Origin of the sequence: Aeromonas sp. R10-1 (assembly GCF_040908465.1) — a bacterium.
GTDB classification, from domain to species: Bacteria; Pseudomonadota; Gammaproteobacteria; order Enterobacterales; family Aeromonadaceae; genus Aeromonas; species Aeromonas caviae.
In genome coordinates this window covers 101,967-120,029 of sequence record NZ_JBFODT010000028.1, presented here as the reverse complement: position 1 = coordinate 120,029, position 18,063 = coordinate 101,967, and the positions used below count along the sequence as shown (strand labels likewise).

General features: G+C 61.8%; 17 protein-coding genes. 11 read left to right on the top strand and 6 right to left on the bottom strand.

Features of this window, described 5'->3' with window-relative positions; genetic code table 11:
* Nucleotides 1-453 precede the first annotated feature (453 nt).
* From tadA to AB5Y93_RS14985, 9 genes are all read left to right on the top strand, one after another.
* The gene (gene tadA / locus AB5Y93_RS15025) at nt 454-1,002 is read left to right on the top strand and encodes a tRNA adenosine(34) deaminase TadA (RefSeq protein ID WP_368229730.1); all 549 of its coding nucleotides are present in this window, start codon (nt 454-456) and stop codon (nt 1,000-1,002) included.
* Nucleotides 1,003-1,169: 167 nt separating this feature from the next.
* Entirely contained in the window at nt 1,170-3,407 is a 2,238-nt protein-coding gene (locus AB5Y93_RS15020) for an ABC transporter permease subunit (RefSeq protein WP_124244576.1), read from the top strand.
* Nucleotides 3,408-3,424: 17 nt separating this feature from the next.
* Nucleotides 3,425-5,074, top strand: a complete 1,650-nt coding sequence (pstA, locus tag AB5Y93_RS15015) for a phosphate ABC transporter permease PstA (RefSeq protein ID WP_042017560.1) — start codon at nt 3,425-3,427, stop codon at nt 5,072-5,074.
* A 104-nt stretch (nt 5,075-5,178) separates the two neighbouring features.
* Entirely contained in the window at nt 5,179-5,997 is an 819-nt protein-coding gene (gene pstB / locus AB5Y93_RS15010) for a phosphate ABC transporter ATP-binding protein PstB (RefSeq protein ID WP_010675264.1), read from the top strand.
* A gap of 179 nt (nt 5,998-6,176) precedes the next feature.
* Nucleotides 6,177-6,887: a phosphate signaling complex protein PhoU gene (phoU, locus tag AB5Y93_RS15005; protein ID WP_029314752.1), complete on the top strand. Its 711-nt coding sequence runs from the start codon at nt 6,177-6,179 to the stop codon at nt 6,885-6,887.
* Between the two features lie 241 nt (nt 6,888-7,128).
* Nucleotides 7,129-8,448 carry a hemolysin family protein gene (locus AB5Y93_RS15000; protein WP_041213150.1) on the top strand — a complete coding sequence of 440 codons (1,320 nt, stop codon included), beginning with the start codon at nt 7,129-7,131 and terminating at the stop codon, nt 8,446-8,448.
* An 18-nt stretch (nt 8,449-8,466) separates the two neighbouring features.
* A complete protein-coding gene (locus AB5Y93_RS14995) occupies nt 8,467-9,009 on the top strand; it encodes a hypothetical protein (RefSeq protein ID WP_368229729.1) in 543 nt (180 codons plus the stop codon).
* Nucleotides 9,010-9,302: 293 nt separating this feature from the next.
* Nucleotides 9,303-10,205 (top strand): homocysteine S-methyltransferase family protein, encoded by a 903-nt coding sequence (locus AB5Y93_RS14990; protein WP_128318264.1) that lies wholly within the window; start codon nt 9,303-9,305, stop codon nt 10,203-10,205.
* Nucleotides 10,206-10,214: 9 nt separating this feature from the next.
* Entirely contained in the window at nt 10,215-11,624 is a 1,410-nt protein-coding gene (locus AB5Y93_RS14985; RefSeq protein ID WP_368229728.1) for a basic amino acid/polyamine antiporter, read from the top strand.
* Nucleotides 11,625-11,688: 64 nt separating this feature from the next.
* Here the strand turns inward: AB5Y93_RS14985 and AB5Y93_RS14980 are convergent, their stop codons facing one another.
* Complete coding sequence (locus tag AB5Y93_RS14980) at nt 11,689-12,528, bottom strand: sterol desaturase family protein (protein ID WP_039040283.1); 840 nt, start codon at nt 12,526-12,528, stop codon at nt 11,689-11,691.
* Nucleotides 12,529-12,706: 178 nt separating this feature from the next.
* On the opposite strand from AB5Y93_RS14980, the gene AB5Y93_RS14975 reads away from it, so the two are divergent.
* Nucleotides 12,707-13,078, top strand: a complete 372-nt coding sequence (locus tag AB5Y93_RS14975) for a hypothetical protein (RefSeq protein ID WP_039040259.1) — start codon at nt 12,707-12,709, stop codon at nt 13,076-13,078.
* A 124-nt stretch (nt 13,079-13,202) separates the two neighbouring features.
* Here AB5Y93_RS14975 and AB5Y93_RS14970 read toward each other — a convergent pair whose 3' ends face one another.
* The 4 genes from AB5Y93_RS14970 to AB5Y93_RS14955 all read right to left on the bottom strand — a co-directional run bounded on the left by AB5Y93_RS14970 (nt 13,203) and on the right by AB5Y93_RS14955 (nt 15,868).
* On the bottom strand, nt 13,203-13,946 hold the full coding sequence (locus AB5Y93_RS14970; RefSeq protein ID WP_010675257.1) for an amino acid ABC transporter ATP-binding protein: 744 nt from the start codon (nt 13,944-13,946) through the stop codon (nt 13,203-13,205).
* The gene (locus AB5Y93_RS14965; protein WP_258555843.1) at nt 13,930-14,052 is read right to left on the bottom strand and encodes a hypothetical protein; all 123 of its coding nucleotides are present in this window, start codon (nt 14,050-14,052) and stop codon (nt 13,930-13,932) included. The genes AB5Y93_RS14970 and AB5Y93_RS14965 overlap by 17 nt, the downstream gene beginning before the upstream one ends.
* Entirely contained in the window at nt 14,036-14,980 is a 945-nt protein-coding gene (locus AB5Y93_RS14960; RefSeq protein WP_041201654.1) for an amino acid ABC transporter permease, read from the bottom strand. Before AB5Y93_RS14960 ends, AB5Y93_RS14965 begins: the two co-directional genes overlap by 17 nt.
* A 99-nt stretch (nt 14,981-15,079) precedes the next feature.
* On the bottom strand, nt 15,080-15,868 hold the full coding sequence (locus AB5Y93_RS14955) for a transporter substrate-binding domain-containing protein (protein WP_010675255.1): 789 nt from the start codon (nt 15,866-15,868) through the stop codon (nt 15,080-15,082).
* A gap of 461 nt (nt 15,869-16,329) precedes the next feature.
* Here AB5Y93_RS14955 and AB5Y93_RS14950 point away from each other — a divergent pair, with 461 nt between their 5' ends.
* Nucleotides 16,330-17,457, top strand: a complete 1,128-nt coding sequence (locus AB5Y93_RS14950; protein WP_069652540.1) for a GGDEF domain-containing protein — start codon at nt 16,330-16,332, stop codon at nt 17,455-17,457.
* 108 nt (nt 17,458-17,565) lie between these two features.
* On the opposite strand, the gene rnk is transcribed toward AB5Y93_RS14950, so the two are convergent.
* Nucleotides 17,566-17,961: a nucleoside diphosphate kinase regulator gene (gene rnk, locus AB5Y93_RS14945; RefSeq protein ID WP_010675253.1), complete on the bottom strand. Its 396-nt coding sequence runs from the start codon at nt 17,959-17,961 to the stop codon at nt 17,566-17,568.
* Between the last annotated feature and the right edge of the window lie 102 nt (nt 17,962-18,063).

Here is an 18,063-nt window from a genome sequence, read left to right as displayed (position 1 = left end):
TGAGAGGATTCGAACCTCCGACCCTCTACACCCCATGCAGATGCGCTACCTGGCTGCGCTACACACCGACGGAGTCAGCTCGGCTGACGGGGAGGAAGTCTAATCGGATGATTTGGCGGGCGCAACTCCTTTTTTATCAGGGAGATGCCGACTGCTTCTTTATTGTTCAGCCAAGATGCAACTTGGGCCCCGGCCGGAGTTTTGGCATAATCGCTGCCCCCTTAGGCGGGCACAGGGTGGCGAACACCCAACTCGGGGCGCTCCGATGTCGCCGGGGCCTTTGGCCTCTCTTTCATTGACAGCATCTTCTGCCGTGGGCTACCGGCTACCGGTCAGCGCGAGGGGGAAGGGGCCCGGTGTGCCCAGGGCCGGGACGCAGCAATCCGGGAGTGCGCGGCCGATGCCGTGCAGGGGCCAGGCAAGCCGACATCATATCGACGAGAGGATCAGGGCGTGAAACCATCTGAAGTTGCAGCACAGATCAGCCAGCGCGAGCAGGACGAACGCTGGATGCGCCATGCCATGGCCCTGGCCGCCAGGGCGAAGGGGATAGGCGAGATCCCTGTGGGCGCCGTGCTGGTGCTGGGGGACAAGATAGTGGCAGAGGGGTGGAATCGTTCCATCAGCGAGCACGACGCCTGCGCCCATGCCGAGGTGATGGCGCTTCGGGAAGCGGGCAAGCAGCTTGAAAACTATCGCCTGCTCGACACCACCCTCTATGTGACGCTGGAGCCCTGCTGCATGTGTGCCGGCGCCCTCATCCACAGCCGGGTCAAGCGGGTGGTCTATGGTGCCCGGGATTTGAAGACGGGGGCGGCAGGGTCTGTGTTCGACATCCTGCTGGATCCTCGCCACAACCACCAGGTGGCACTGACGGGGGAGGTGCTCGCCGACGCCTGCTCGGCCCAGCTGTCGGATTTCTTCAAACGGCGCCGCGCCGAGAAGAAGGCGGCCAGACTCGCCGCGAAAGAGGCGCTTCCTCAAGATGACAGCGGGGCCTGATGGCCCCGTTTGCTTTTTTTCACTGCCAGACCGGCGGCCTGCTTCCCACCGAATATCAACTGCCACCCCTGCGATGAAGCCCGCGCTCTTTGCCGCTGTTGATGTAACAAAACTGTCATGCATCCGCCATATAATGCCGCCAAGCCTAGCTCACATTGAGGTCTTGCATGTCATCGGAATCGTTAAATCTGGTCATGGCGGGCAGTCGAAAACGCCGGATCAAGGATAAATTGGCCAAATATGGCGTCACCACAGGGGGAGCCCTGGTGCTGGTGGCGCTGTTGCTTATCTTCTTCTACCTGCTTTATGTGGTGAAGCCCATCTTCAATGGCGCCAGCATGGAGAGCACCGCTTCCTTCACCCTGCCCATCAAGGGCAAGACCGCCTGGCTCGGGGTCGAGGAGCAAAACGAGATAGGTTACCGCTTCAGCGACCAGGGGAAGGTCAAATTCTTTGCCGTGCAACCGGATGGCAAGATCAAGACCGGACAGGTGATTGGCGAGGCGCAGGTGAACGGCGAGATCACGGCGGTCGCGCCGCCTGCGCCGGGCCAGAAACTCATCGCCTATGGGTTTGCCGACGGCAAGGCTCAGGTGGTGCAACCCTATTTCAAGATCTCCTATCCCAATGACGTGCGCGTCATCGAGCCCAGCCTGCAATATCCCTTCGGCGAGACCCCCGTGGTGATCGATCCCCAGGGCAAGGCGCTGACGCGCATGGTCTTCGAGGCGACCAAGGACAAGATGGCGACCGCGGCCGTGACCGAAGATGGTCGTGGTGTGCTGATGGTGATGAGCGGCGAGGAGAATTTCCTCTCCGGCGAAATCGAGTGGAGCAACCAGACCTACACCATTCCGTCCCTGCCACGCCATGTTGACCAGATGCTGCTGACCCCGAACCTGCGCCTGTTGTTCGTGCGCGAGGGCAACCGCCTGTCGGTCTATGACATCCACAACCTGAGCGACATTTCCCTGCGCAATGTCATGGAGATCAACGCCCCCAATGCCAGCGTGACCCAGGTGGCCCTGCTCTCCGGTGCGTCCTCCCTGCTGGTGGGCAACGACAACGGCGTCATCTCCCAGTGGTTCGAGGTGGCAAAGGATGGCAAGCGCCAGTTCACCCAGATCCGTGACTTCAAGGGTGACGCGCCGGTCGCGCTGCTGACCCCCGAGCACTTTCGCAAGGGCTTCATCAGCGCAGGCAGCGACGGCACCATCAACTTCTTCCATGCCACCGGCGAAGCCAAGCTGCTTGGCGAGAAGATTGACGGGGGCAACCTGGCTGCCGTTGCCATCTCTCCTCGCCACAACCTGCTGTTGACCCAACAGGGGGATGACTTCAAGGTCTTTGACGTCGAGAACGATCACCCCGAGGTAACCTGGTCTGCCCTCTGGCAACAGGTGTGGTATGAAGGCTATCCCGAGCCCCAGTACGTGTGGCAGTCCACCTCCGCCAGCAACGACTTCGAAGCCAAGCTGAGCCTGGTGCCCCTGGTGTTCGGTACCTTGAAAGCCTCCTTCTATGCCATGGTGTTCGCGGTGCCCTTGGGTGTTGCCGGTGCCATCTATACCGCCTACTTCATGTCGGCGGGGCTGCGCAAATACGTCAAGCCGACGGTGGAGATCATGGCGGCGCTGCCGACCGTCATCCTCGGCTTCCTGGCGGGTCTGTGGCTCGCGCCCATCATCGAAGGGGCCCTGCCCGGGGTGATCCTGCTGCTGATCCTGCTGCCCATGGGCATGCTGCTCACCGCCCTGGTGTGGAACTATCTGCCGGAGCGCGGCCGCACCTGGCTGCCGGAAGGCTGGCACGCCATCCTGCTCATCCCTGTGCTGCTGTTCATCGGTTGGGGCGCCTTCGCCTTGAGTCCCATCATCGAGAACGCCTTCATGCACGGTGATTCGCGCATCTGGCTGACCCACGACATGGGCATCAAGTTTGACCAGCGCAACTCACTGGTGGTCGGTATCGCCATGGGCTTTGCGGTCATCCCCACCATCTTCTCCATCGCCGAAGACGCGGTCTTCTCGGTGCCCAAGCACCTGACCCAGGGCTCGCTTGCGCTGGGGGCGACCCCGTGGCAGACCCTGAGCCGGGTGGTGATCCTCACCGCGAGCCCAGGCATCTTCTCGGCGGTGATGATGGGCCTTGGCCGCGCCGTGGGCGAGACCATGATCGTGCTGATGGCCACCGGCAACACCCCCATCATGGACTTTTCCATGTTCCAGGGGCTGCGGACCCTGGCGGCGAACATCGCGGTGGAGATGCCGGAATCGGAAGTGGGCAGCTCCCACTACCGGGTGCTCTTCCTCGCCGCCTTCGTGCTGTTTGTGTTCACCTTCTTGTTCAATACCCTGGCTGAATTCGTCCGCCAGCGGTTGCGTGAAAAGTACAGCTCTCTGTAAGGACTAAGGAATCGACAATGGGTAAGTGGTTTAAATCGGGGGCCCCCTGGATCTGGATGACGGGGGGCGCCGTCAGCCTGAGTCTGGTGGCCGTACTGGGTCTGTTGTTGCTGATTGGCTGGCGTGGTCTGGTCTATTTCTGGCCCCATCCCATCTATGAGTGGCAACTTGAAGATGCAAGCGGCAACAAGAGCGTCCTGATTGGCGAGATCAACGACCGGGAGCTGGTGCCGGTGGAGCGCCTGCGCGCCGCAGGCCAGGCGCTGGAAGGGGAGGATCGCGAAGAGATTACCCGTTATCTGGTCAAGACCGGCAACCGGGAGTTCGTGGACCTCGATTTTCGCTGGGTGCTGGAGACCGATATCAAATCGCGCACCCAGCCGGCGGAGCTCGCCATGGTGGAACGCGCCACCAACGGCAACTTCTATGGTTACATCACCTCGGTGAAGGAAGATGGCCAGGAGCTGACCACGGATCTGCATCCCGCCTTGCAGCGGGTGTTGGCCCGTGCCAACGGCCTCTCAAGCCAAGCCAACGACCTGCAAAAAGGGGCCATCGGCAGCATCAACTATCAGCTGGAGCGCCTGCGCCTGAAAGAGCGCAAGGCCGAGCTGGATGACAAGCTGACCGATCAGCTTAAAGCCGAGCTGGCGAGCGAGCGTCAGGCGCTCAACGACCGTTACCAGGTGCTGGAGAAAGAGCTCTTCTCCCTGCGTACCCAGGCGGACAGAGACAGCATCACCGTCAAGGACATGCGCGGCGAGCTGGTGACCATGCCCATGTCCCGGGTGCTGGATGTGGTCTGGCCCAACGACATGAGCCTGATGGCCAAGGTGGGTCACTGGTTCCACCAGATTGGCAAGTTCGTCTCCGATGACCCCCGGGAGGCGAACACCGAGGGCGGCGTCTTCCCGGCCATCTTCGGCACCGTCTTCATGGTGATCCTGATGGCCATCATCGTGACCCCGCTCGGGGTGGTGGCGGCGGTCTACCTGCACGAGTACGCAGGCAAGAACAGCCTGACCAAGATCATCCGCATCGCGGTGATCAACCTGGCGGGGGTGCCCTCCATCGTCTACGGCGTGTTTGGCCTGGGTTTCTTCGTCTACACCCTGGGGGGCAGCATCGACCGCCTCTTCTACCCGGAAGCGCTGCCGAGCCCGACCTTCGGCTCCCCTGGTGTCATCTGGTCAGCCCTGACCCTGGCCATCCTGACCCTGCCGGTGGTGATCGTCTCCACCGAAGAGGGGCTGGCCCGGATCCCGAGCACCATTCGCCAGGGTTCGCTGGCGCTGGGTGCCACCCAGGCCGAGACCCTGTGGCGCATCGTGCTGCCCATGGCAAGCCCGGCCATCATGACCGGCCTTATCCTGGCCATCGCCCGTGCGGCGGGCGAGGTGGCGCCGCTGATGCTGGTGGGGGTGGTGAAGCTTGCTCCCACGTTGCCGATGGATGGCAACTTCCCGTACCTGCACGTGGAGCGCAAGTTCATGCACCTGGGCTTCCACATCTATGACGTGGGCTTCCAGAGCCCGAACGTCGAGGCGGCGCGTCCTCTGGTCTACGCCACCTCCTTCCTGCTGGTGACGGTGATCGTCGGCCTCAACCTGACGGCGATCGGTATTCGTAACCACCTGCGCGAGAAATTCCGGTCGCTGGAACATTAATCCAGCCATTACAGAGACGGGCAGGGGTCTTCCCTGCCAACCAGATATTCCGGCAGCGGGCAAGACGTTTGCCCGCTGCCACCAAGAGAATTTGAGGTAAACAGATGATCAACGTAACACCGAGTTCGGCCCCGCACACCGCCACCGACCTGCTCAACCTGACCCCGGAGCAGACTGCGCTGGAGGTGAAGGATCTCAACCTGTACTACGGCAACAAGCAGGCGCTGTTCAACGTCAACATGAAGATCCCCAAGGGTCAGGTCACCGCCTTCATCGGCCCGTCCGGTTGCGGCAAGTCCACTTTGCTGCGCTGCATCAACCGGATGAACGATCTGGTGGAGATCTGCCGCATCGAGGGGGAGATCCAGCTGCACGGCCACAACATCTACGACAAGAGCGTGGATGTCTCCGCCCTGCGCCGTCAGGTGGGCATGGTGTTCCAGCGCCCCAACCCCTTCCCCAAGTCCATCTACGAGAACGTGGTCTACGGCCTGCGCCTGCAGGGCATCAATGACCGCCGTACCCTGGACGAGGCCGCCGAGCGTTCCCTGCGCGGTGCTGCCCTGTGGGAGGAGGTGAAGGATCGTCTGCACGACAACGCCTTTGGTCTCTCCGGCGGTCAGCAGCAGCGTCTGGTGATTGCCCGTGCCATCGCCATCGAGCCGGAAGTGCTGTTGCTCGATGAACCGACCTCGGCGCTGGACCCCATCTCCACCCTCACCATCGAGGAGCTCATCAACGAGCTCAAGAGCCAGTTCACCGTGGTGATCGTAACCCACAACATGCAGCAGGCGGCGCGGGTCTCGGATCAGACCGCGTTCATGTACATGGGGGAACTCATCGAGTACTCGAATACCAACACCATCTTCACCACCCCGGCCAAGAAGAAGACCGAAGACTACATTACCGGTCGTTACGGCTAAGGGATGCCGGTGATTGAGATGAGCAAGTTGAGCATCAACAAGCAGATTGGCAGTCAGTTCAACGGCTAAGGCATGTTGGTGCAACAAGGGTGATTGAGATGAACAAGATGGGCATCAACAAACAGATTGGCAGTCAGTTCAACGGCTAAGGCATAATCGGAGCAACAAGGATTACTGGTATGGACAATATGAACCTCAACAAACACATCTCCGGTCAGTTCAATGCCGAGCTTGAGAGCGTGCGCAACCAGGTACTAGTGATGGGGGGGCTGGTGGAGAAGCAACTCACCGACGCCATCGCCGCCATCCATGGCCAGGATCTGGATGCGGCGCGCAAGATCGTGGCCAACGACCACAAGGTCAACGCCATGGAAGTGGCGATCGACGAGGAGTGCACCCGCATCATCGCCAAGCGTCAGCCCACCGCGTCCGACCTGCGGCTGGTGATGGCCATCATCAAGACCATCACGGATCTGGAGCGGATTGGCGACGTGGCGGACAAGATTGCCCGCATGCTGACCGACAACGCCAACAAGCCCCAGCCACCGCTGGTGTCGCTGGAGAACATGGGGCGTCGCACCATCAAGATGCTCCACGACGTGCTGGACGCCTTCGCCCGCATGGATCTGGATGCCGCCCTGGCGGTCTACAAGGAAGATGACAAGGTGGATCGGGAGTACGAGTCCATCATCCGCGAGCTGATGACCTACATGATGGAAGATCCGCGCACTATACCGCAGGTGCTGAACGTCTTGTGGGCGGCACGGGCCATCGAGCGGGTCGGTGATCGCTGCCAGCACATCTGCGAGTACATCGTCTACTACGTCAAGGGCAAGGATGTGCGTCACACCAAGGCCGATGACCTGAGCGATCTGCTGGGCAAGGGCTGATAGGGCGCTTTGGGTGGAGCTCCCGTCGCGGCTGCACGACGGGAATCCAGCCCTGATTGAATAAAAAGGCGCTTTGAGCGCCTTTTTCATTGCATGGCACGGCAGTTCAAGATAACGCCACCCAGCGGGCGCTTTTCTGCTAGAATATGGCCCCTGTGTGAGTCCCGGATGGAGTCACGGTCCGGTTTCCCGGGCCCAGTTTGCCGTCTTGTGCTAAGGCGGCTGTCGCAATAGGTTAATCATGAGTTTTGCCGATAGTTTGTTCTTTCTGATGCTGCTGGTCGCCGGCAGCGTGTTCTTCTCACTCTCCGAGATCTCCCTTGCCGCCTCCCGCAAGATCAAGTTGCAGGTGATGGCCGACGAGGGCAACCGCCACGCCGAGAAGGTGCTGGCATTGCAGGCCCAGCCGGGCAACTTCTTTACCGTGGTGCAGATAGGCCTCAATACCGTCGCCATCCTCGGCGGTATCCTGGGGGAGTCAGCCCTCAATCCCGCCATCAGGGAGCTGATAGCCGGCTTTTACCAGGGGCCCTGGCTCGGCCAGATTAGCTCCGCGGCCTCGTTCGTCTTCGTCACCGGCATGTTCATCCTGATAGCGGACCTGATGCCCAAGCGCCTTGCCATGACCATGCCCGAGCGGATCGCCGTGGTGGTGGTGCGTCCCATGATGCTGTGCGTCACCTTGCTGATGCCGCTGGTGTGGCTGTTCAACGGCATGGCCAACGGCCTGTTCCGGCTGATGCGCATCTCCATGGTGCGCAACGACGAGATCACCTCCGACGATATTTATGCGGTGATGGATGCAGGTGCCGAAGCCGGTGTCATCCAGCGCGAGGAGCACCAGCTCATCGAGAACGTGTTCGAGCTCCAGTCTCTGGGTGTCACTTCCGCCATGACGGCGCGGGAGAGCCTCATCTACTTCACCCTGCAAGAGGGGGAGGAGAGCATCAAGGCGAAGATCGCCGAGCACCCCCACAACAAGTTCCTGGTGTGCGACCACAACCTCGACAGCATCAAGGGGTTCGTGGATGCCAAGGAGCTGCTGATCCGCGTCATCAGCGGCCAGAGCATCGATCTCAACAGCGGCTCCCTGGTGCAGAACGTCATCATCATTCCCGACACCCTCAACCTCTACGAGGCAATGGAGTACTTCAAGAACCATCGCGGGGACTTTGCGGTGGTGATGAACGAATACGCCCTGGTGGTGGGCATCGTCACCATGAACGACCTGATGAGTACCGTCATGGGGGAGTGGGCCACCCACGTGGTGGAAGAGCAGATCGTCCAGCGGGACGAGAACTCCTGGCTGGTGGACGGGGTGACCCCCATCTCCGACGTGATGCGCGCCTTCGACATCGAGGAGTTCCCGGAAAACCAGAACTACGAGACCATCGCCGGTTTCATCATGTACATGCTGCGCAAGATCCCCAAGCGCACCGACTCGGTCAAATATGCCGGTTACAAGTTCGAAGTGGTGGACATCGACAGTTACAAGATTGACCAGTTGCTGGTCACCCGGGTAGAACCTGCGAGCAATGAGAAGCCCGCTCAGGAATCCTAAAGGAGTTCGTTAGCAATCATGAAGATGAAGACTCATTCCCGTGCGCTGGCCTGTGTGGCGCTCGCCCTGGCACTGGGTGCCTGCAGCCAGAGCGCACCGCGCAAGCCGGTGACGCCTGCCAAACCCGTTACCCCCGAGCCTGCCGTGGTGGTCCCGCAGCAGGATCCCGATGCGGTGGTGCAAAGCGCCGTGGCAGAGCCCAGCCCGGTGTTCGACGAGGAGTATCACGGCCCGGATCAAGGGTCGCTTGAATCGGTCACCGCCCTGTTTGCCCGGGGTTACATCGAATCGGCTATGCGCGAGACCATGCTGGCGGCGGTGCACAGCGACTATCCGCTGCTCGGCATGCGGGACGTGCGTCTCACGGACCCTGTTGTCAAGTTCCTCACCTCGGCCCAGGCACGCACCACGGCCCACGACTACCTCTATGCCGGGGTGCAGCGTCGGCTGGGCCGCCCCCTCAGCCCCGCCCAGTGGGAGCAGATCTGGCAGGGCTATCCCCAGCAGGGCCGGGTCTCCGACTGGGTCAAGCAGACCAAGCGGGTGCTGGCCGGGCGCTGAGCCCCTGGTTATCGGCGGCTGTGCCCGCCTTGATCCCCTGTTTCACAAGAGGCCACCCCCCGGGGTGGCCTCTTGTCGTTTCAGTGCCTGGCCAGGTGATGCCTGTGCCGGGGAGACCTCCCTTTGCCGCCATCATCCTGAGCTTGCCCGGATTTGTTCGTAGCCCCCGATTGCCTCTTGTTCTACTTTGGGTCATGATATTTGGGATTTCTAGCCGTCTAGATGTTTTGATGGCTTAATGTGGTTTCACACAATAAACACCCGTCATGGCGGGGAGACGCAGAGAGACAGAGATGGACAAGCAGGATTTGTGGGTACTCGATGGTGGTATGGGTCGTGAACTGGCGCGGCGTGGTGCGCCGTTCCGTCAACCGGAGTGGTCGGCGCTGGCGTTGATGGAAGCGCCCGAGACGGTGCGCGAGGTACACCAGGCTTATGCGACGAGCGGTGCCCGGGTGATCACCACCAACAGCTATGCCCTGGTGCCCTTCCATATCGGCGAGGCGCGCTTTGCCGCCCAAGGGGAGGCACTTGCAGCCCTGGCCGGGCAACTGGCTCGAGACGTGGCCGACGAACAGGGAGGATCCGTCAAGGTGGCCGGTTCCTTGCCGCCGCTCTTTGGCTCCTATCGTGCGGACCTCTATCAGGCCGAACGGGTGAGCGAGCTGGCGACACCGCTTATCCGTGCCCTGTCACCCCATGTGGATCTTTGGTTGGCGGAGACCATGAGCCTCATCGCCGAGCCCCTGGCCCTCAAGGCCCTGCTGCCCGAGGACGGCAAGCCGTTCTGGGTCTCCTTTACTCTGGAAGACGAGGCGCCGGGCAGTGAGCCCACCCTGCGCTCCGGCGAGCGGGTGGCGGATGCCGTGACCGCGTTGGCGTCGGCCGGGGTGGATGCCATCCTGTTCAACTGCTGCCAGCCCGAGGTGATTGAAGGGGCGCTCAAGGTGGCCGTCGCCGCGTTGCAGGTTCAGGGGCGCACCGACGTTCGCCTCGGCGCCTATGCCAACGCCTTCCCGCCCCAGCCCAAGGAGGCGACTGCCAATGACGGTCTGGACGAGATCCGTGGCGATCTGGGGCCGCTGGATTACCTCGGCTGGGCCGAGCGCTGGCGCAGAGCCGGGGCAAACCTCATCGGCGGCTGCTGCGGCATCGGCCCGGAACACATCGAGGCGCTGGCCAGCCGGCTGCGTTAAGGAGCGCCCATGAAAGAGAGCAAGATCGGGCTCTGGTCCCTCACTGCGCTAGTGTTCAGCTCCATGGTGGGGGCCGGCATCTTCAGCCTGCCCCAGAACATGGCCGATGTGGCGGGCGCTCGCGCCGTGCTGATCGGCTGGGCCGTCACCGGGGTCGGCATACTGGCGCTGGCCATGAGCTTCCTCTACCTGTCGCGGCTCAAACCCGAGCTCGACGGCGGCATCTACAGCTATGCCCGGGCCGGCTTTGGCGAGCTGGTGGGGTTCTTCTCCGCCTGGGGATACTGGCTCTGTGCCACCATCGGCGTGGTGGGTTATCTGGTGATCGCCTTCGCGGCGCTGGGCAGCTTCGTCGATACGCCGGAGCGGGTCTGGTTTGGCGAGGGCAACACCCTGGCGGCCTTCATCGGCGAGTCCTGCATCCTCTGGGCGGTGCACCTGCTGGTGGCCCGAGGCGTACAGCAGGCGGCCCTGTTCAATCTGGTGGCGACCCTGGCCAAGAGCCTGCCGCTGCTGCTGTTCATCCTGTTCGCCTGCTACTGGTTCGATCCGGTCACCTTTGCGGCGGATCAGGAGGGCAGCACCCTGGCGGTACCGGTCTCCGAGCAGGTGCGTAACACCATGCTCATCACCCTCTGGGTCTTCACCGGCATCGAAGGGGCAGCGGTGCTCTCGGCCCGGGCGAGAAACAAGCGGGATGTGGGCACCGCCACCGTGCTCGGTGTGGTGCTGGCGCTGCTGCTCTATGTGCTCATCTCGGTGCTGGCGCTCGGAATATTGAGCCGCCCGGAGCTTGCGGCCCTGCCCAACCCCTCCATGGCGGGACTGATGGCCCAGATGACCGGTTCCTGGGGCAAGCTGCTCATCAGCGCCGGCCTCATCGTGTCGGTGCTCGCCTCCTACGTGAGCTGGACCCTCTTCTCGGCCGAGGTGCCGTTCAGCGCGGCGCGTCACGGGGCCTTCCCGGCCATCTTCCGGCGCGAGAACCGCAACTGCACCCCCATCGCCTCGCTCTGGCTCACCAGCCTGACCGTGCAGGGCTGCTTGCTGCTGGTGTGGCTGCTTGGCAAGGGGTACACCAACCTGCTGCTCATCTCCACCTCCATGATCCTGGTGCCCTACCTGCTCATCGGCCTCTTCCTGCTCAAGCTGGTCTTCAGTGGCAAGGGGGGGCAGGGCCGCGGCCTGATGCAGGTGGTGGCGCTGGTGTCGAGCGGTTATGGTTTCTGGCTGCTCTACGCCGCCGGGGTGGAGTACCTGCTGCTGTCGCTTCTGCTCTACGGGCCGGGTCTGCTGCTGTTTCTCTACAGCCGTCGCCAGCTCGGCGCCGAACAGCGGCTCAGCGGTCGCGAACGGCTGCTGGCCGGGGTGACGCTGCTGAGCCTGATCCCCGCCGTCTGGTCCTTCGTTCACGTCTGACCTGGGGTTGTCCCTGTCATGAAAAAGAGCGCCCCTGGGCGCTCTATTTATCCTGGTCGGTGGGTCAACCGCTGGTGGGGCCCGCTGGCTTGCCAAACAGCACGGCGAGCTTTTGCCGCCAGGGGAGGCCCCGGGCCTCTTGCAGCATGTCGCGCCACTCGTGGAAGGTGAGGGTGAGGGGGTTGAAGCTGTGGATTGGCTTGGTGATGCCGAAACGGCACGGCTCGCCCAAGTCTTCTTCCACGAAGGTGCCAAACAGCCGGTCCCAGATGATGAGCACGCCGGCGAAGTTGCGATCGATGTATCTGGCATTGCTGGCGTGGTGCACCCTGTGGTGGGAGGGGGTGTTGAAGATCCATTCAAGTTTGCCCAGCTTGCCCACCACCTGGGTGTGGACGAAGAACTGAAAACCCAGGCTCAAGAGCACGGTGGCCACCACCGCCTCGGGGGGGAAGCCGATGAGGATCATGGGGATCCAGAACAGCCACATGCCGGAGACCGGATACATCAGGCTCTGGCGAAAGGCGGTGGAGAGGTTGAGCCGCTCCGAGCTGTGGTGCACCACGTGGGAGGCCCACAGCCAGCGCACATGGTGGCTCGCGAAGTGGAACAGCCAGTAGCAGAGATCCTGCAACAGAAAGAGCAGCAAGAGGCTCCAGAGGTTCAGCTCGATATCGAATAGTCGCCAACCCCAGAGGGTGTCATAGAGATAGGCGATGGCAATGGCGGCCAGGGCATCGCCCCCCTGATGCATCAGTGCCAGGGTGGCATTGGCGAAGAGATCCTTCCACTGGTAGCCCGCCGTGGGATAGGCGGCGCCGTGTTTTCGCAGGTAGAGCATCTCCCAGCCGATGAAAACCAGAAAGAGGGGCGAGAGGTAGAGCAGGAGCAGTTGCACATCCATGTGAGCCATCCGGTTGGACCAGTTGGATGTCAGCATACCGGATGATGTTAAAAACTCATTAACATTTGATGGTGATCCTCCTGTCTGACGCGGCCCGGCCTTGCCCTCCCTGTTTACACTGAAGAAGGAGCGCGCGCGGCATCTACCGCAAGCGGCAGTACCTTGGGAGGGAGAGAAAATGAACGGGACGCCTGTTTTTCTCATGCTCGGCCTGCTCAGTGCGAGTGCGATGGCCAATGACAGTTTCAACAGCGAGTTGAGCCATGTTGTCGGTGGTGCAGCCATGGGGGCGGGCTTTACGGCCATCGCGGATCACTATGGCTATCGGGAGCACAGGGGCTGGATTGGTTTTGGCATCTCGACCGGCATCGGCATCGCCGCAGAGCTGATCGAGCGGGCCAGTGGTCAGGGGCCCTTCTCCGCCCTGGATGCGGGGGCCAATGCGCTGGGGGCCGCCGCCGGTGCCTACGGGACGGATCGCTGGCTGCTGGCACCCGTGGTGCTGCCCGAGCAGCACTTCGCCGGACTGACGGGCATGTATCGATTCTAGGGGCGAGCCACCTGGAACAAAAAAGGGAGCCTGGGCTCCCTCTTCTTGATTTGCATGACACCGCTGCGCGGTTGATCGAGCCCGGGTTTGCCCCTTTACCGGATTGCCAATATCGGTGCGCTCGTCAGAGTACCTGGCTCAGGAACTGGCGCAGGCGCGGGGAGGGTGGATTGTCGAAGAAGTCGGCGGGTTTCTCGTCCACCAGCAACTCGCCGCTCTCCATGAAGAGCACCCTGTCCGCCACTTCCCGGGCAAAGCCCATCTCGTGGGTCACCACCACCATGGTCATCCCTTCACGGGCCAACCCCTTCATGACGTCCAGCACCTCTCCCACCATTTCGGGGTCGAGGGCGCTGGTGGGCTCGTCAAACAGCATGATGCGCGGCTGCATGGCGAGCGCCCGGGCGATGGCCACCCGCTGCTGCTGGCCGCCGGAGAGCTGGGAGGGGTAGCTCTGGGCCTTGTTGGAGAGACCGACCTTGAGCAGCAGGGCCTTGGCCCGCTCCTCTGCCTCCTGGCGAGAGAGCCCTCTCACCTTCTGGGGGGCCAGGGTGATGTTGTCCAGCACCGTCAGGTGAGGGAAGAGGTTGAAGGACTGGAACACCATGCCCACCTCTTCCCGCAGTTTGTTGACATCCCCGGGTTCGGTGAGGCTGATGCCGTCGACCACGATATTGCCATCGTTGATGGTCTCCAGCTGGTTGAGGGTGCGCAGGAAGGTGGACTTGCCCGAGCCGCTCGGCCCCACGATCACCACCACTTCCCCTTCGGCCACCTGGGTGCTGACGTTTTTCAGGGCGTGCACCTCAGTGCCGTAGAACTTCTCTACACCGGTCGCCTTGATGATGGGATCAGTTGCAGCGCGCATAGTTCACCTCCAGACGACGCACCGGGAAGGGGCAGGGAGTGCCGGTGATGGCAGAACATTTCGACACCGATGGCGCCTTGATAACGGGATCAGTTGCTGCGCGCATATTTCACCTCCAGACGACGCACCAGGAAGGAGAGAGTGCCGGTCAGCACCAGATAGAGCAGGGCCACGGTGAACCACACCTCGAACGGGCTGAAGGTGGAGCTGACCACTTCGCGCCCTGCCTTGGTGAGATCCGTGATGGAGATGACGGAGACCAGAGAGGAGTCCTTGATGAGGTTGATGAACTGGCCCGCGAGCGGTGGCAGCACCCGTTTGAAGGCCTGGGGCAGGATGACGTAGCGCATGGTCTGGGCCGAGGTCATGCCAAGGCTTCTGCCCGCTTCCATCTGCCCCTTGTGAATGGAGCTGATGCCGGCGCGCACGATTTCCGCCACGTAGGCGCCGGTGAAGACCGCGAGCGCCGCCACACCAGCGGTGAATCGGTCGAGGTTCAGCACGGTGCCGATAAAGAAATAGACGATGAAGATCTGCACCAGCAACGGGGTGCCACGGATGAGCTCCACATAGGTCACGGCCAGGTTGCGCAGGGCCGGATTGGGGGAGAGGCGGGCGAGCCCGGCCAGGGTGCCAAGCAGGATGGCGAAGATGCCCGCCACCAGGGAGAGCTTGACCGTGACCCAGACGCCCCAGGCAATGGGGCCGGCGGTCCAGCTCAGTTGCACATCCAGGGTATCGCCGAGGAAGACGGTATCCCCTTCAGCCAGCTGGGAGCCCTTGGGAGCGATGGCCTGACGGCGGCTGGGGTCGAGATCGTCTTGCAGGAAGAGCTGTCCCTTGTCCGCCACCACGGTGCCGTCAAACTCGGCATAGTGTTTCTGTTCTGCCTGATAGGCGATGTACTGGGGAATGCGTTCCCAGCGCCAGGTGTAATCCACTGCCTGCACGGCCTTGTAGATGCCGAAAATGGCGGCCAGCACCAGCAGCAGGAAGATCCCGTGCCAGAGCAGCTGATTGGGCTGTTTTTCCATCTGTCTTGTGAGTTTGGGGTTGATCACTGTCACAACCTCTTTTGTCGTTATCGTGTGGGGAGTCTGCGTGAAGGGGCGGCATGCCGCCCCTTTGAGAGGTTATTTGAGCTGGTTCAGCCAGGCGGTGGATTCAAACCACTTCTTGTAGAGACGGTCGTAGCTGCCGTCACCCTTGATCTGGCGCAGGTAGTTGTTGAACCAGTTGAGGGTGTCCTGATCCCCCTTGCGGATGGCCCAGGCCAGCGGCTCGAAGGTGAACGGCTTGTCGAGGTGCACCACGGCGCCCTGGTTCTGGGACGCGAAGATGGCGTTGTAGGGCAGGTCGTAGACGAAGGCATCCACCTTGCCGTTGATCACTTCCAGCTTGGCGTCATCCTGGGTTTCAAACTGCAGCAGGGTGGCTTTGGGGATCATGCGCTTGACCGCTTGCTCACCCGTGGTGCCGAGTTTGACCGCGATCTTGTATTTGGGATCGTTGAGGTCCTGGAAGGATTTGATTTCGCCCGCCTTGTCCTTGCGAAGCACGATGGTCTGGCCGACGACGATGTAGGGATCGGCAAAGTTCACGCGCAGGTTGCGCTGGGGAGTGACGGTCATGCCGCCCATGATGACGTCGAACTTGTCGGTCAAGAGCGCGGGGATGATGCCGTCCCAGGCGGTGTTGACGAACTCCACCTTCACGCCCATCTCCTTGGCGACCATCTTGGCGAGATCCACGTCAAAGCCAATGTACTGGCCCTGCTTGTTGGTCATCTCGAAGGGTTGATAGCCGGCATCGAAGCCGACCCGCAGCACACCGCGCTCCAGCACGGCATCCAGGGTGGAAGTGGGCGCGGCGTTGGCCAGCCCGCACAGCAGCAGGGTAGAGAGAATGAGTTTTTTGATCATAAATGACGTCTCTGTCGTAAATGTGGTCGGCCTTGAACCTGCTCCCGTGCGACTCCATGGCACAAGAGACTGCTGCATCCGGCAGCAGGCAAGACAGGATTATTGTCTTGGTCGGGGCAAAAGCCCCATATGAGATTCTATGAATGGTTCGTTGGATGAAAAATGTACCAAAACCTGTTTGTGCCAGAAGACTCAATAAGTTATGGAGACTTTTATCCCTCGTGGTGACTCATAAAACCACATGAAAACAACATATCTATCTAATGGCGCCGGTTCAAGTGCAAAATATCCGGCGGCTGTCTCGGTGGAAAATCCGGGCACAGACAGGGCGTTGTCCGGCACGCTTCACGGGGAATGGGGCGTGCGAGTCGGGCAAATATTTTTGCCCGGCCCATAGGCTCCCTCTGTGTCTTGTCATGGGCTTCCCATATACTCAGCCATCCCCATTGGAAGGTTCGGGAATGGACGCCTCAATTCTGCTCAATCTGGACGTATTTACCCTGATGTTGATGGCCCTCGGGGGCTACAGCCTGGGATTCATCACCCTCTCCATCATCTGGTCGACCCATAGGGAAATACCCGGTCTCGGGCTCTGGTGGTGGTCCAGCCTCTGTGCCCTGGCGGCGCAATCGCTCTTCTTCATGCAGGCATTTTCCCCCCATATCGCGGGGATCTGGCTGGCCAACCTGCTCATCACCTTCTGCCTCGCCCTGATGCCACTCGCCATCCAGCGCTTCTTCGGGGAGCCGCCAAACTGGCGGGCATTCACCCTCTTCATGCTGGTCTACCTACTTATCCTCTGCTGGAGCGTCATCTTCAACGACAAGATGGCCCCCCGGGTGCTGCTGGCCTGCCTGAGCTACATGATGGTGGGGGCGGTGATTGTCTGGCTCATCTGGCGCCATGGCTACCCTGACTATCTGCCTGCGGTGCTGGTGTTCACCGTGGTCAACATCCTGCTCTACGGTTTCAATCTGGTGCGCATGGGGGCCCTGCTCGGCGGCGAGGTGCGGGTCCTGATGGATCAGCATGCGGTCAATGTGCTCCCCTTCCTCTCCATGCTGATGGGCAACTATCTGTCGACCTTCGGGGTGCTGCTGCTCTGTACCCAGTACCGGGCCCTGGCCCTGCGTCGACAGGCCAGCCAGGATCCCCTGACCGGCCTCCTGAACCGGCGCGGCTTCATGGATCACTGCGTGACGATGGCAAGGCAGGGGGCGCTGGTGGTGCTGGATCTCGACGACTTCAAGCAGATCAACGATCGCCACGGTCACGAGACCGGGGACAGGGTGCTGGAGGCGGTGGGTCGCTATCTTGCCGGCCAGCGGGATCTGGTGGCCAGCCGCTTCGGCGGGGAAGAGTTTGTGCTGCTGTTGCCCGAGCGGGACCCCCTGGCCCAGCAGGCGCGCTGCGAGCAGATCCGCCAGGGGATAGAAACGCTGGGGCTGAAGGGGGTCCGGGTGACGGCCAGCCTGGGGTGGGCGCCCAGCGCCCGCGAATGGCACTTTGACACCCTGTTCAGCCAGGCAGATCGCGCTCTCTATCAGGCCAAGCGGGAGGGCAAGAACCGGATCTGTCAGGGGGCCTGATCCCCCGTCAGGTCATGCCCGGCCGGTGGCCGTCGGCTCCGACCGGACAACGGCATACCGAGTCAGCCACCTGGTCGCATCAGACCAGAATGGCAGCCTGTCAGCTTGTCAGCGGTGCAGCTCCCCCGCGCGTTCCGGCTGATAGACCACTTCCAGGATCTCCACCTGGATGGTGCGACCGGCCGGCCCCGGCCAGGCGATGCTGTCACCCACCTTGAGCCCCAGCAGGGCGCTGCCCACTGGCGCCAGCACGGAGATCTTCGATTCGTCCCCCTGCACATCCTTCGGATAGACCAGCGTCAGGCAGAAGTCGTTGCCGCTGTTTTGCATCTTGAAGCGCACCGTGCTGTTCATGGTCACCACGTCCGGCGGCATGTCGGCGGGTTCGCGGATCTCGGCGCGATCCAGCTCCTCTTGCAGGGCAAGGTGCTGGGGGTGGTTGCCAAGCAGCTGTTCGATGCGATCCAGATCCAGGCTGGAGATGACGAGATGAGGCTGTTTCATAGGGTATTTCCTTATCAATGACTGAAGGGACCAGGATGACGGGCAGACTGGTCGACAAAAAACGGTGCAAGGGTAAAAAGCAGACAGCAAAAGCGATGCCCC

What these genes read in the sequence shown, in the direction of transcription:
- AB5Y93_RS15020 (WP_124244576.1), top strand. Translation starts at nt 1,170, where the DNA reads ATGTCATCGGAATCGTTAAATCTGGTCATGGCGGGCAGTCGAAAACGC.
- pstA (WP_042017560.1), top strand. Translation starts at nt 3,425, where the DNA reads ATGGGTAAGTGGTTTAAATCGGGGGCCCCCTGGATCTGGATGACGGGG.
- pstB (WP_010675264.1), top strand. Translation starts at nt 5,179, where the DNA reads ATGATCAACGTAACACCGAGTTCGGCCCCGCACACCGCCACCGACCTG.
- phoU (WP_029314752.1), top strand. Translation starts at nt 6,177, where the DNA reads ATGGACAATATGAACCTCAACAAACACATCTCCGGTCAGTTCAATGCC.
- AB5Y93_RS15000 (WP_041213150.1), top strand. Translation starts at nt 7,129, where the DNA reads ATGAGTTTTGCCGATAGTTTGTTCTTTCTGATGCTGCTGGTCGCCGGC.
- AB5Y93_RS14995 (WP_368229729.1), top strand. Translation starts at nt 8,467, where the DNA reads ATGAAGATGAAGACTCATTCCCGTGCGCTGGCCTGTGTGGCGCTCGCC.
- AB5Y93_RS14990 (WP_128318264.1), top strand. Translation starts at nt 9,303, where the DNA reads ATGGACAAGCAGGATTTGTGGGTACTCGATGGTGGTATGGGTCGTGAA.
- AB5Y93_RS14985 (WP_368229728.1), top strand. Translation starts at nt 10,215, where the DNA reads ATGAAAGAGAGCAAGATCGGGCTCTGGTCCCTCACTGCGCTAGTGTTC.
- AB5Y93_RS14980 (WP_039040283.1), bottom strand. Translation starts at nt 12,528, where the DNA reads ATGGATGTGCAACTGCTCCTGCTCTACCTCTCGCCCCTCTTTCTGGTT.
- AB5Y93_RS14975 (WP_039040259.1), top strand. Translation starts at nt 12,707, where the DNA reads ATGAACGGGACGCCTGTTTTTCTCATGCTCGGCCTGCTCAGTGCGAGT.
- AB5Y93_RS14970 (WP_010675257.1), bottom strand. Translation starts at nt 13,946, where the DNA reads ATGCGCGCTGCAACTGATCCCATCATCAAGGCGACCGGTGTAGAGAAG.
- AB5Y93_RS14965 (WP_258555843.1), bottom strand. Translation starts at nt 14,052, where the DNA reads ATGCGCGCAGCAACTGATCCCGTTATCAAGGCGCCATCGGTGTCGAAA.
- AB5Y93_RS14960 (WP_041201654.1), bottom strand. Translation starts at nt 14,980, where the DNA reads ATGGAAAAACAGCCCAATCAGCTGCTCTGGCACGGGATCTTCCTGCTG.
- AB5Y93_RS14955 (WP_010675255.1), bottom strand. Translation starts at nt 15,868, where the DNA reads ATGATCAAAAAACTCATTCTCTCTACCCTGCTGCTGTGCGGGCTGGCC.
- AB5Y93_RS14950 (WP_069652540.1), top strand. Translation starts at nt 16,330, where the DNA reads ATGGACGCCTCAATTCTGCTCAATCTGGACGTATTTACCCTGATGTTG.
- rnk (WP_010675253.1), bottom strand. Translation starts at nt 17,961, where the DNA reads ATGAAACAGCCTCATCTCGTCATCTCCAGCCTGGATCTGGATCGCATC.